Origin of the sequence: Candidatus Rhodobacter oscarellae, from assembly GCF_001078595.1 — a bacterium.
Lineage (GTDB): Bacteria > Pseudomonadota > Alphaproteobacteria > Rhodobacterales > Rhodobacteraceae > Rhodobacter_B > Rhodobacter_B oscarellae.
In genome coordinates this window covers 73,473-86,298 of record NZ_LFTY01000001.1, presented here as the reverse complement: position 1 = coordinate 86,298, position 12,826 = coordinate 73,473, and the positions used below count along the sequence as shown (strand labels likewise).

Genomic DNA, 12,826 nt, shown 5'->3' with positions numbered 1-12,826 from the left:
TGAAATGACCGAAGTATTCGCCACAGAACAGATCGGGATCCCGATCCTGACGCTGATGATCCTGCTGCCGCTCTTGGCGGTGGGGGGCCTCTACGCGGTTCGCTCGGCGGCGCAGCAGCGCATGGTCGCGCTGGGCGCGGCCGGGGGGCAGCTCTTGCTGGGGCTGATCGCGGTGATCGCCTATGACCCAAGCGCGGCCGCGGCCACGCAGCTGGTGCAAAAGGCAAGCTGGATGCCCGCTTTGGGCGCCTCGTTCCACCTCGGCGTGGACGGCATAAGCGTGCTGTTCCTGCCGCTGACGGCCCTGGTGATCGGCCTGGCCATGGTGAGCGGCGCGGGCGTCGCCGCCAGCTCGGCGCGCTGGTTCTGGACCAACCTCTTGCTGCTGCAGGCGGCGGCCATCGGGGTCTATACCGCGCTGGATATGGTGCTGTTCTTCCTCTTCTGGGAGCTGATGCTGATCCCCTCCTACTACCTGATCCGGTTATGGGGCGTGGGCCCGGCGCGCAACGCCGCGGCGATGAAATACGTGCTGTATATGCTGATGGGCTCGGTGCCGCTTCTGGTGGCCATCGCAGCGCTTGGCGCCAACTATGGCTCGTTCAGCCTGGTCGAGCTGTCGCAGGTCGAGATCCCGTTCGGGATGCAGACCATGATCTTTGCGCTACTCTTCATCGGCTTTGCCGTGAAGGCGCCGCTGCCGCCCTTTCACACCTGGCTGCCGACCGTGGCCATGGAGGGCCCGGCGGGCATCGCGATCTTCCTGGTGGGCCTGAAGATGGGCACGTTCGGGATGATCAAGGTGCTGCTGCCGATTGCGCCGGACGTGGCGCTGGCCTGGCAGCCGGTGCTGGTCTGGATCGGGATCGCGGCGATGCTCTATGCGGGCGTGATCGCCTTGGCGCAGACCAATATGCGCCGGATGCTTGCCTATGCCTCGGTCAGCCATGTGGGCCTCGTCGTTGCGGGCATCTTCACGCTGAACGCGGCCGGTTTGCAGGGCGCGGTGATGGCGATGGTGAACTTTGGCCTGGCCTCGACGGTGCTTATGCTGCTGGCGGGCGGGCTCTATCAGCGCCTGGGCACGACCGAGCTGACCGGCCTTGGTGGGATCGCGCGGCACGCTCCGCTGCTGGCGGTGGCGTTCTTTGTGGCCGGGCTGGCCTCGATCGGGATGCCGGGCACGAGCGGGTTCCAGGGCGAGTTCGCCTTGCTCTCGGGCGTGTTCAGCTATGGCGCCTGGGCGGGTGCGGTGGCGCTGCTGGGCGTGATCCTGGGCGCGGGCTACATCCTGTGGTTCTACGAGCGCGCCTTCTTCGGGCCTGCGAAGTCCGAGGCCGTGCGCCGGGTGCGCGACCTGAACGGCAACGAGCGCTGGGGCGCTGGCATCGCCGTGGCCTGCGCGCTGGTTATTGGCCTGGCGCCCATGCTGGCGGTGCCGACCGTGTCTGGGACCACTGACCAGATGGCCTCTGCCCTGCAGGTCAAGGACGCGCCGGTGCAGACCGCTTTGGTGGTCGAGCAGGACTGAGCGAAAATATCGGTCCGCGACGCTATCCCCTTTGCGCTGCGGACAAACTTGCAAGCTCCGTTATGCGAAGTTGGGCCTCTCGCCCGCCCGAGCATGGCGGAGCATTTTTTGCGATGCTGGCATTTGCGTGGAACATGCCCGCGCGCATCGACCTGCCGCCCACGAACTCACACATCTGATCACACACGCGCGAGGTGTGGTGCACGGGGCCGTTCGGCTGCGCTAAGAGAGGTCGAACGCACACCCAATAGGAGATTACCATGAAATGGCTCATCGCATCCGCTGTCTTTGCAGCGAGCTCTTCCTTCGCCTTCGCCGGCGAGCAATATGTTGACGAGACGGGCTTTGCCGTCTCTGGGTATGATGTTGTTGCCTATTTCGGTCTAGATCAGTCCTCGGTGGGCTCCTCGCAGCCCAAGGGCGTGCCTGGCAATTCCACCATCACCGCCGAATACAACGGCGCGACCTGGGCGTTCTCGAGCGCCGCCAATCGCGACGCCTTTGTTGCCGATCCGGCCAAGTATGTGCCTGCCTTCGACGGGCATTGCGCCTATGGCGTCGCCAAGGGCGGCAAGGTGCCCGCGAACCCCAACCTGTGGCGCATCGTGGACGGCCAGCTTTATCTGAACATCACCAAGAACGTAGTGGGCTTCTGGGAGGAGGACATCCCGGGCAACATCTCGCTGGCGGGCAATAACTGGCCGGGCATTGAGGGTTCGGGCGCCTCGTCGCGCACCATTCCGCAGTTTACCTCCAGTGCGCCGACCAACTAGAATGGTCGCATGAACATGCTCTCACGCCGAAGTTTTCTGGCCCTTGGTGGTGCCGCGATCCTTGGCGTGGGGGCCTATACCGGCGTGCAGGTCTCACGCGCCCGTGCCGAGACCGCCGAGGTCATGACGCCGGCCGAGGCGCTGGCCGCCGCCGCCGCGGGCGAGATCCTGCTGGTGGATATCCGCCGCCCGGATGAGTGGAAAAAGACCGGCCTGGGCGCGCATGCCGTGCCCATAGACATGCGGGACAACGAATTCATTGCGAGGGTGAAGGCCGCACGCACCTCAGAAACGCAGCCCGTCGCCGTGATATGCGCCCGCGGCGTGCGCTCGGCCCGGATGACGCGGCTCTTGGAGCAGGCCCAGGTTGGCCCGATTGTCGACATCCCCGAGGGAATGCTTGGTTCCTCCGCCGGTCCCGGCTGGTTAAAGGGCGGCCTGCCAGTCGTGCAATATGAATAGCGAATTGGATGCTCTAACATGACGCTTAGGGCGTTGCTTGGCCTCTTGATGGCTCTTTTGTTGCCCGCCTCTGGCGGGCATGCCTGTTCCAAAGAGACGCCCTGTATGGTGGGCGAGCGCGCCTATTACTACGCCGCGCCCGAGGCGCCGGTGGGTGCGGTGGTCTATATCCATGGCTGGGGCAGCAGCGGCGCCGGGGCGCTGCGCAATTCTGGCATGTTGAACGCCTTCATGGACCGCGGCTATGCGGTCGTGGCGCCGGATGGCGTCCCGCGCGAGGGGCGCAACGGGCGCAGCTGGCGCTTTCATCCCAGCGCGGATCAGGGCGCCGATGTCGCGTTCCTGCAAGCGGTGCGCGACGACGTGGTTCAACGCATGTCGGTCGATCCCTCAAAGGTGCTGCTGGTGGGCTTCTCTATCGGCGGCTCGATGACCGCCTACACCGCCTGCCTTGCGCCCGAGAGCTTTGCGGCCTTTGCGCCCTTGGGCGGCAACTTTTGGCGCCCGCACCCGACGGGCTGCGCCGGGCCGGTGCGCATGCTGCACACCCATGGCTGGTCGGACGGGACGGTGCCGCTAGAGGGCAGGGCGGTAAACCGCCTGCCGATCAATGACCCGGAAGCCCGTGCTCAGGGCGACATCTTTCATGCCATGGACATCTGGCGGCAGACCAATGGCTGCGTCTTCGGCAAGGCGGACCGCTTTGTCACACACGGGCGATTCTGGCGCCGGATCTGGGATCGCTGCTCCGAGGGCTCGGCGCTGGAGCTTGCGCTGCATCCGGGCGGGCATTCCGTGCCGAGGGGCTGGGCCAGCATGGTGCTGGACTGGTTCGAGGCGCTTTAGGCAGGGGGGAGCGCGCGCGATGCTGATCCTGGTGATGTCGTTGGGCGGGCTTGTCCTGGGGGCTTTGATGCCGATCCGTTGGGGCGTCTTTGGGTTCTTGGGCGCGGCTGCGTCGCTCTTTGCGATCCAGGTGGCGGTGAGCGCGGGCACCGGGTTTGCAGGGTCGAGCATCGAGGAAAGCCTGCTGCTGTTTAATGGATCCTGGGTGTCCTATCTGGGGTTCAACCTGCAGGTCACCTACCGCGCCTTCGCGCCGGTGCTGCTGGCATTGGCGGTGCCGCTTATCTGGCGGTTGGGGCGGCGGCAATCTTAGCGTAGTCTTGCCGCGGATTGGCCAGATCACTCCATTCGCCAACCATTCTCCATTGCCATGGCCCCTGGGTCCAATCGCTCTCCGAGGGCTCTGACTTGGCCCTAGGGCTGGCGCGTGCCGCCTTACTCCGCCGCAATCGCCTCTGGTTGCGGGCGCTCGGTCAGGAGGGTCTTCAGCCAGGCGCGCTCGGTGCGGGCCGAGCAGACAATGCGTGGCTCGATCAATGTGTGCGGGGTGTCCAGGCGCAAAATGCGCGGCCCGATCCGGTCAATGCGCATCGCGCTGAGCTTGGACAGGGGCACTGCGGCGGCCAGGCTGACCGCGATGGGCAGGATCAGGACCGAGACGCTCATGAGCACGATCCCGCTCAGCAGCGCCGCGCCCAGCAGCGTCTCCACCCAATGGAAGCGCAGGGTCTGCAGCCAGCCATAGCCCTCGCCGCCGCGGTTCTGCGGCGCCCAGGACGCCGACCGCCCAAGCAGCGCCAGCAGGGTCGCGACCGTGTGCTGCACCATCATGATGGGTGCGTAGAGCACCGAGAGCACCAGCTCGAACAGCATCGACCCCGAGAGCATCAGGCTGGACCCATAGGCCACCCGCGTGCGGCGACGCAGGCCGAACAGCACGCCGCCCACCAGCTTTGGGAACAACAACATGCCGTAGACGAACAGCAGATAGAACCAGGCGAGGTTCTGCTGCTGCTCGGGCCAGATCGGCTGAAGCGGGTTGGCGCTTGAGAAGTAACTGCCCGGGACCTCCTGGCTTATGCCCACGAAGGACCACAGGATCACCACGGACAGCCAGGCGGGCGACATCAGGAAGGCCAGCGCGCCCTGCAGCAAATGGATGCGCGAGATCACGTGGAACCCGCGCGTCGCCAGCAGCCGCAGGTGCTGCATATTGCCATGACACCAGCGCCGGTCGCGCTGGATGTAGTCGATCAGCGTCTGCGGCGTTTCCTCGTAGCTGCCGCCAACGCGCGGCAGAAACCGCACGGCCCAGCCCGCGCGGCGCAGCATGCCCGCCTCGACGAAGTCATGGCTGAGGATCAGGTGCTGGGACCCGCGGCGTCCCTTCAGATAGGGCAGGCGGGCGCTTTCGGCGAAGGCACGGGTGCGGATGATCGCGTTATGGCCCCAGTAGTTGCCCTCGTGCTGCGACCAGCTATCGAGCCCCTCGGCCAGCAGCCAGCCATAGACCGAGTTCGAGAATTGCTGCACCCGGCCAAAGAGCGTCTGCGCCCCGATCAGGGTCGGGCGGCTTTGGATCAGCCCCGCGTCAGGGTCGGTGGCCAGCGCCTGGGTCAGCTGCCGGATCGCGGGGCCGCTCATCAGGCTGTCGGCGTCCAGCACAAGCATCGCGTCGTAGGCCGCGCCCCAGTTCTCGATCCAATCGTTGATATTGCCGGTCTTCTTGTCGGTGTTCTCAAGCCGGCGCCGGTAGTAGACCCGTGCGCCGGGGAAGTGCTCTGCCTGCAGCGCGGCGAAGGCACGCTCTTCCTGCGCCGCATTTTCGTCTTCGCGGGTGTCGCTGAGAATAAAGAGCGTGTAGCGGTCCCTGTCGGGCTGGGCGGTCAGCTCTTTGAGCATGGCCGAGGCGTTGCCGAAGACGTCCCAGGGGGCCTCGTTATAGACCGGCACCAAAAGGGCGACGCTCATCGGGCTGCGTGGCGCCTGGCTGGACGGCGCTGCGGAGCGCACAAAGGCCACGCGCAGCAGGCCAAGGCAGGCCGTGTTCACCGAAAAGACCAGCCACACCAGCGTCAGGCCCACCAGGGCCAGCGCCACGCCTTCCAGCAATGGCACCCCACCCAGGTCCAAGTAGCGCTTGATCGACACGCAGAGCAGCGCCGTCACGATAAGGGTCGGGATGAAGGCCGACAGCCGCCAGATCAGGTCCATCGCGCGCCACGAGCGCAGCATCTGCCGCGAGGCAGGTACCGCTCGGAAGGTCTGCGGCGACATCTCCAGCGGTGCGCGCTGGGGCATGTATTCGGACGCATAGCGCGTCATGCGGCGGTCCACCTGTAAAGCCAGACCTCGCTAAGCGCCGCGTCTCCAACACGGAGCTGCGCGCGGAACTCAATCAGCTTCTCGTCGCCGGGGTGGAACTTGAACGCGAGCCGCGGCCCGCCGGTCTCGGGGTTGCGCTGCAGGACCCCGGTGGAGACCTCGCCCGCGCTGGCCTGGATCACCTTGGTGATCTCGCTTAGGTCCTCGGGCACGCCCTCGCCGGGGGCAAAGTCAATCGCCACGATGGTGCCGTTGTTCTCAAACGCCGCGCCGATCATGGTGTTCAGCACCTCTAGGCCTTGGCCATAAGCGGTCTCGTCGCCCCAGGTCAGGCGATAGCGGAACTCGGCCTCAGAGCCGCGGCCCAGCCCGCCCTCCGGGCGCCAATAACAGACGATATTGTCGTAGATCTCAGACGGCGTTGGGATCTCGATCAGCGAGACCGTGCCCTTGCCCCAACCCTCCAACGGCTCGATCCACACGCCCGGGCGGCGGTGGTACAGGGCCTGCAAATCCGCAAAGTCGCTAAACTTGCGCGCCCGTTGCATAAGGCCGAAGCCGTGCGGGTTCTCATCCACGAAGGCGCTGACCTGCAGTGCCTTGGGGTTGGCCAGCGGGCGCCAGATCGTCTCGCCCGCGCCGTTGAGCATCAATAGACCGTCCGCGTCATGCACTGCGGGGCGGAAATCTGCGAACATGTGCCGGTTGGTCTGATCGTATTGGAACATCGAGGTCAGCGGCGCGATCCCGATATTGTCGCAATCGCGGCGTGGGAAGACCCGCGCGGTGACCTCCATCGTCAGGGGCGCGCCGGGGGTGATCTGGAACGTGTAGGCGCCGGTGCAGCTGGGGCTGTCCAGCAGCGCATGCAGGGTGAAGCTCGGCGCGCCGGGGGCGGGCTTTTCCAGCCAGTAGGCGCGGAACTCGGGGAACTCCTCGCCCTGCGGCTCGGCGGTGTCGATGGCCAGCCCGCGGGCCGAGGTGCCGTAGATGTCGCCGGTGCCGATCGCGCGGAAATAACTGGCGCCCTGGAAGACGGCGAACTCCTGGTAGATGCCGGGCTTTTCCAGCTCGGCGCGCAGGCGCAGGCCGGAATAGCCAAGGGTCTCGTCGATAGGCAGGTCGGGAAACTTGTCGGTCTTGTCAAAGACGCCCAGATCGAAGGCCAAGGATCGCGCCACGCCCTCCTCGACCACATAGATGTCGATGGGGTTAGGAAAGTAGAGACCCGGCGCGAAGACATCCATGCGCAGCGGCGTCTCGTCCTGGCCCTCCCAAAGCGCGTTGCGCCCGTCGAACCAGATCGAGACGTAATCCTCGTAGGAGATATCCGTCCAGGCCGTGGGCACCCGGCGCGGCGCTCGGTAGTTGTGGCGGCTCAGCCCGCGGGCCAGATCGACCACGCCCTGCGCGTCGAAGGGCATGCCATTGCCCTTGGTTTGCAGACCGGGCTCGACGCTTTCCTGCGCAAGGCCGGGCGTGGCGACCAAGGCCGCAAGGCTTGCTATGAACTCGCGCCGCAGCATCACCCGGGCCTCTTTGCGCGCCAGGGCTGCGCCTTGAACCAGCCCGCGCCGTAGGCGGTGATCACCAGCAGCGCCATGCCGAAGAAGTTGATGCCCACCATCGTCCAGATGTCGCGCCCGATGATGTCCAAGAGGAACCCGTTCAGGCGGCCCACGATGATCGAGACCACAAAGACCGCCAGCGATTGCTGCCCGACCTTGAGGATGATCGCCAGCATCGGCGCCCAGGCGCGCCCCAGCGCGCTTGTCCCGGCGCGGATACGGTCGCCCTTGTCGCCCGCGATCACCCAGCCCAGATAGGCCAGCGCCAGGAACTGCACATAGCGCAGCACGCCGAAATCGGTCTTAGAGAACCATTGCGGGTTGTCGACGCGCCACTGACGGGCCCACTCGAACCCGAACTCGCGCACCCCGATATTGGACAGCGGGATGTTGGCCAGCACGATGAGGGCCGCGGCCGCGATAAGCCACATTTTCACCGGCGGTTTGGGGATCCAGCCCCGCATGAAGGCAAAGCCCGTGAAGAACACCAGCTGCCAGCCGAAGGGGTTGAGGAACCAGCGCCGCTGCCAGTCGTCATCGCCAACCCAGGGCTCGGCGGTGAAGTTCAGATAGGGCAGGCCAAGCGCCTCGGTCAGGCTGCGCTGCGCGAACAACCACATCACCACCGATGCCGCGACCACCAGCCCGAAATGCGCCCGCTGCAGCAGCATCACCGCGGGCATCATCACCAGGATCACCATATACATCGGCAGGATGTCGAAGAGGTTCGGCACCCATTGCAGCGTCATGAAGCTGAACAGGATGTTGGGGTTCTCCCAGTTCTTGCCCTCCACGAACAGCATCCAGAGGTTCAGGTTGCCCCAGTAATTCTTGGTGTTCACGTCCAGATCGGTGAAGAACACCACCAGCGCCACGGTGGCAAAAAACAGCCCGACATGCGCCCAGTAGACCTGCCAGACGCGGTAGACGACCCGCGCGCTGCCCAAGAGCATGCCTGCCCGGTCGAAGGTCGCGCCAAAGGCGATGGCGCTGGCCATGCCAGAGCAGAAGACGAACATCTCGGTCGCATCCGAGAAGCCCCAGCGCGCCGGGATCCAGCTGGTGAACCAGTTCCCCGGCGTGTGGGCAAACAGGATGATGAACATCGCCACGCCCCGAAAGAAATCCAGCCGCACGTCGCGCTTGGACGCCGGCGGCGCAGCCGCGGCTGCGTGCGCGAGCGGTGAGTTGGCAAATGAGAGGTCTGCGGCGGCCATATCAGTCAGTCATTTCCAGGATTACTCGGCGGCAGTAGAGGAGGTGGCGAGCGCGTTCAACCGCGCGATCTCGGCCAAGCGCGTTTCCGTGAATGCGTCCGCGGCGCCGTCGCGCAGCGCCGAGCGGGCGCGGATCAGCATCTCGCTTTCCGCCAGGCGCCCCGCGCGCAGGCCCGCCTCGATGGTCAAGCGCTCGAAGATGTCGCGTTGCGCGTGGCTCCCGCCCATCGCCTGAAAGTCGCGCTGGGCGTGTTTGAGGTGCGAAAAGGCGGCGTCGTATTGTGCGTCGCCGAAGGCCGCCAGGCCCTGGGCGGTGGCCATGCCTGGGCGGTGCATCACGGCGGCCATGTCGTCGCCCTGCCTGGCGTTCTTGGCCACCGAGAGGTTGAGCCGCGCCACGGCGTCGGGCCGCGCATCCCCGATCAGCGCCAGCATATAGTGCAGATCCGCAAAGGTCAGGCTGCCGTCATCCGTGCGGCTCTCGGCCAGCTCGGCCAGTTCGACCCAGCGCGCGCCCACATCCACGCCTTCAAGCTCTAGCCGCATCAAGAGCGAGCTTGCATTAGAGAAATCGCGGTAGTCGTCGGTCTTTTCGTCGCGCACCTTGGTGTCATAGAGGTCCAGAACGGCGTCCACCTCGCCCTTGTCGAGGTGTAACAAAGCCTTGTGCCACCAGACGTGGAAACGGAAATTGTTGCAATGGCCCCAGGCGTTTGCGTTGCTTTCGATCAGGTCGATGCCGCGATCCACCTGGTGCGTCATGTCATAGACATGCGCCACCGCATGCAGCCCCCAAGCGTCGTCGGTGTTAAACTCAAGTCCGCGCAGCCCGGTGATCTCGGCCTGGCGGTACTGGCCGGTCTCCTCCAGCGCGAAGGCGTGACAGCCAAGCGCATAACCGAAGAGCGGGTGCGTTTGATCATAGGCGCCCAGCACGCGCCCGATAGAGCGCAGCATGCCGTGGTGATCGCCCAGCATGAACCGAATGCCATGGCTGAGCTTCATGCTGATGGTGTCGGCGGGGTCGATCCGCAGGGCCGCCTCCATCCGCGCCACCGATTGGCTGGGCTTGCCACGCAGCCAGTCCTCTAGCGCAAGGCACCAAAGCCGTTCGCGCTCTGTCGCGCCGCCAAGCGCCAGTGCGCGCTGGGCCTCGGCGCCGGCCGCCCGTGCAGGGGGCAGCATTTCGGACCGGCCCAGCATCAGGCAGGCCAGGCCCTTCATCGCGTGGCCCATTGCGAATCCCGGGGCCAGCTCGAGCAGGTTCGAAAGATGGCCGCCGGTTGCTTGCCCGTGGGACAGAACGCCCAGCACTACGCCGTTCCAGGCGTCGAGCGCCTCACGTTCAGTGAGGCTTGTGGGGCAAGAGCAGATATCTATGAGCATGCGTCGACCTTTTGTTCCGCCAGAGAGTGACCAGCCTGGGCACCATTATCCGAACCAGAACAAAGCGCATATCAACTGATTGCCAGGCCTCAGTTTTGTGATCATTTCTGAACTTTTCGTGAGCATGCCCATTTGGGGCGTGGGTCCCAAATATGAGGCGATTCTTGCACCGCGTGGATCGCCGCAAGGGCTTTGCGCATGCTGCGCGAAGCGGTTATCCTAAGCCCATGCGCATTTTGGACATAACACGTTGGCCCGCCATTTGCATCTTTGTGTTTGCAGGCCTTGCCATCGCCTGTTTCGCGCTGATCACCGTGAACCTGTTCACCCAGGCCATGGCGGCGCTGGAGTTCATCCGCGAATTCGGCGCGGTGGCCATCATGCATGGCGCGCTTTGGCAGGTCGCAGAGCTCTTGGTCTGGGGGGCAATGTCGCTGGCGAGTTGGCTGGCGTTCAAGGTCTCGGAACACGCCCTTGAGGAACGCTACCTGACCTGGGCGCGGCGCATGCGGCAGAAAACGGCGAAGGCCAAGGTCGCGAAAACCACCGACGCGTGAAGTTGGGCCAGATGCAGGGCCGGCGCGTCACACAGATGTGACGCGCGCCAGCAGATGGTTCGGATTGCACAGGCCTGGCCCGATGCGCTTAGGTGCGCAGGCGGTGAGCATGCGCCGCGGCTGGCGGCAGGGGCGCAACGATGACCAGACTGTTCCTTTCGGCGCTCCTATGCCTTGTGGGTCTCTCCGCAGCCGCAGCGGAGTGCGCCGGGCAGACGCCCTGCGCGGTCGGCGACAGATCCTATCACCTGCGCGTGCCCGATGGTTGGGACGGCGTGTCGCCGCTGCCGGTTCTGTTGCACTTTCACGGCTGGGGTCGGCAGGGAAGCCTTACGGTCCGGCACGGTCGCATTGCCGTCGGTTACGTGGCCGAGCATGTGCTGCTGGTCGCGCCGAACGGGCTGAACGGCAGCTGGGCGTTCCGGCGCCCCGGCTCTCGTGACACTGACTTTGCCGAGGCGGTGCTTGCGGACGTGGCCAAGCGCTATCCCATCGATCGCCAAAACATCTTCGTGTCGGGATATTCTTGGGGCGCGAACATGGCCTGGCGGTTTGTCTGCGAGAGCCGCGTCGCCGTGGCCGGGCTTCTGGCGGTTTCGGGCACGCTGTCGCAGCGCGAGACCTGCGCCCGCGCGCCGCGAGAGATGCGGCAGGTGTTCGGCCTGGGTGACGGGGTCTTGGCCTTCCCGATGGGCCCTGGCGGCGATCAGACCTATCCGGTGGCCCTTTGGCGGCAGCGGATGGGCTGTGGCGAGGGCGTTTCCGAGGGCGCCTGGAACGCGCGGCCCTTTCTGACGTTTGAGCGCACGCGGTGGGATTGTGCTGACGGCAAGGTGGTGCTGGATGTGCACCCCGGCGGGCATTTCATTCCGCATGACTGGATCCCGATACAAGTGGGCGAAATCCTGGGGCTGCGCTAGCGTGGTCGCGCGGGGGCGCTCGTTGCACCTTGGCGCGTTTGCCTCTAGCCCGGCAGAATGACGGCGTCGTTAGGCAAGCGGATTGGGTGGCTGAACACCGAGGGGCTTCTGCGGCTCTGGCTGCTGGTGCTGGCGCCGCTCAGCTACCTCTTTTTTGTCTACAACCTCGTGCTGGATTACCGCGCGGGCGGGCATTCCTGGAAGCAGGGCGACTGGCTGATCAATGGCCAGAACGGCCCCGTCCGCCGCAGCTTTGCCGGGGATGTCATCCTGCCGATGTCGGATGCCTTGGCCATGGATCCGGTGCTCTTGGTGATCGTGGTCCAGGTGGTCGTGGTTGCGCTCGTCTACGTGCTTTCACTGCGATTGGCGCTGTCGGCGGGCGGCGCCGCGCCGTTGATCCTGGCGCTTTCTCCGGCGTTCTTCATGGCGTTCTGGGTGACGGACCCGCTGGGCTCTGCGCGAAAAGAGATGTTGGCCTTCGCCGCGCTGCTGCTGTTCGCGCAGGGGGTGATCCGCCCGAGCCTAGTGTGGACGGCCCTAGGCTGCGCGCTGTTTCTCGTCGCGGCGGCCGCGCATGAGGCGCTCTTGCTGTTCCTGCCGGTGTTTTGGGGCGTGCTCTGTCTGGCGCCCGGCACACCGGGCGCGCGCGGCAAGGTCGTGCTGCTCTCGCTTACCAGCACCGCGGCGCTGTTGTTGTTCCTAAGCGCCATGGGCAGCAGCAGGGTTGAGGACTTCATGACGGTCTGCGCGCCTCTTTTGGAGCGCGGCGTGGCCGAGCATATGTGCCAGGGCGCGATCCGCTGGCTGGAATACGACGCGGTCCATGGGTTCGACTTTGTCTATTCCCGCACCACGCCCGAGTTGATGTTCTGGTTCCTGCTGGCCTACGCGGCCAGCGTCGCCCCGTTCGCCTATGTCGCCTATCTCACCGATGCGCGGCGGCTCTGCGCCGCGTTGATCATCCTGCCGTTCCTGCTGTTCCTGCCGCTATTTGCGGTGTCCACGGATCATGGGCGCTGGATCAGCTTTCATGTGTTCGCCGCGTTCCTGCTGTTCGCGGTGGCGATCCGCTTGGGGCGGGTCCGATTGGTCCGACGCTTGAATGCCTTCCTGTTGACGGGGCTGTTTGTGGCGGCGCAGCTGATCGCGCCGATGCATGTGCGCGACGTGTATTTCGGCGGCCCGGTTGCGCGTGTTTGGGAGGAGGCAAGGGCGCTCTTGCCGTGACACGTTCACAT

Annotated in this window: 12 protein-coding genes; 8 read left to right on the top strand and 4 right to left on the bottom strand. The window is 65.4% G+C overall.

The features are described 5' to 3' along the window. Positions 1-4 precede the first annotated feature (4 nt). From AIOL_RS00390 to AIOL_RS00370, 5 genes are all read left to right on the top strand, one after another. The gene (locus AIOL_RS00390; protein ID WP_049641073.1) at positions 5-1,531 is read left to right on the top strand and encodes a complex I subunit 4 family protein; all 1,527 of its coding nucleotides are present in this window, start codon (positions 5-7) and stop codon (positions 1,529-1,531) included. Positions 1,532-1,791: 260 nt separating this feature from the next. After that, positions 1,792-2,304 carry a YHS domain-containing (seleno)protein gene (locus AIOL_RS00385; RefSeq protein WP_049641072.1) on the top strand — a complete coding sequence of 171 codons (513 nt, stop codon included), beginning with the start codon at positions 1,792-1,794 and terminating at the stop codon, positions 2,302-2,304. Positions 2,305-2,313: 9 nt separating this feature from the next. Continuing rightward, on the top strand, positions 2,314-2,766 hold the full coding sequence (locus tag AIOL_RS00380; protein WP_049641071.1) for a rhodanese-like domain-containing protein: 453 nt from the start codon (positions 2,314-2,316) through the stop codon (positions 2,764-2,766). Positions 2,767-2,784: 18 nt separating this feature from the next. Further along, positions 2,785-3,612 carry an alpha/beta hydrolase family esterase gene (locus tag AIOL_RS00375; RefSeq protein ID WP_053101122.1) on the top strand — a complete coding sequence of 276 codons (828 nt, stop codon included), beginning with the start codon at positions 2,785-2,787 and terminating at the stop codon, positions 3,610-3,612. A gap of 19 nt (positions 3,613-3,631) precedes the next feature. Next, positions 3,632-3,925 carry a hypothetical protein gene (locus AIOL_RS00370; RefSeq protein WP_049641070.1) on the top strand — a complete coding sequence of 98 codons (294 nt, stop codon included), beginning with the start codon at positions 3,632-3,634 and terminating at the stop codon, positions 3,923-3,925. Positions 3,926-4,047: 122 nt separating this feature from the next. Here the strand turns inward: AIOL_RS00370 and mdoH are convergent, their stop codons facing one another. Genes mdoH through AIOL_RS00350 form a run of 4 tightly spaced genes read right to left on the bottom strand, consistent with a single transcriptional unit; the run spans position 4,048 to position 10,108 of the window. Next, the gene (gene mdoH, locus AIOL_RS00365) at positions 4,048-5,937 is read right to left on the bottom strand and encodes a glucans biosynthesis glucosyltransferase MdoH (RefSeq protein ID WP_053101192.1); all 1,890 of its coding nucleotides are present in this window, start codon (positions 5,935-5,937) and stop codon (positions 4,048-4,050) included. Further along, positions 5,934-7,463 (bottom strand): glucan biosynthesis protein, encoded by a 1,530-nt coding sequence (locus tag AIOL_RS00360; protein WP_049641069.1) that lies wholly within the window; start codon positions 7,461-7,463, stop codon positions 5,934-5,936. The genes mdoH and AIOL_RS00360 overlap by 4 nt, the downstream gene beginning before the upstream one ends. Beyond that, a complete protein-coding gene (locus AIOL_RS00355; protein ID WP_049641068.1) occupies positions 7,463-8,722 on the bottom strand; it encodes an OpgC family protein in 1,260 nt (419 codons plus the stop codon). Before AIOL_RS00355 ends, AIOL_RS00360 begins: the two co-directional genes overlap by 1 nt. Before the next feature lie 21 nt (positions 8,723-8,743). Next, on the bottom strand, positions 8,744-10,108 hold the full coding sequence (locus AIOL_RS00350; protein ID WP_049641067.1) for a tetratricopeptide repeat protein: 1,365 nt from the start codon (positions 10,106-10,108) through the stop codon (positions 8,744-8,746). Between the two features lie 272 nt (positions 10,109-10,380). On the opposite strand from AIOL_RS00350, the gene AIOL_RS00345 reads away from it, so the two are divergent. The 3 genes from AIOL_RS00345 (at position 10,381) to AIOL_RS00335 (ending at position 12,815) form a co-directional block, all read left to right on the top strand. Beyond that, positions 10,381-10,665: a hypothetical protein gene (locus AIOL_RS00345; RefSeq protein WP_152912290.1), complete on the top strand. Its 285-nt coding sequence runs from the start codon at positions 10,381-10,383 to the stop codon at positions 10,663-10,665. A 140-nt stretch (positions 10,666-10,805) separates the two neighbouring features. After that, the gene (locus tag AIOL_RS00340) at positions 10,806-11,585 is read left to right on the top strand and encodes an alpha/beta hydrolase family esterase (RefSeq protein ID WP_049641065.1); all 780 of its coding nucleotides are present in this window, start codon (positions 10,806-10,808) and stop codon (positions 11,583-11,585) included. Between the two features lie 57 nt (positions 11,586-11,642). Next, on the top strand, positions 11,643-12,815 hold the full coding sequence (locus AIOL_RS00335; RefSeq protein ID WP_049641064.1) for a hypothetical protein: 1,173 nt from the start codon (positions 11,643-11,645) through the stop codon (positions 12,813-12,815). The last annotated feature ends 11 nt before the right edge of the window (positions 12,816-12,826 follow it).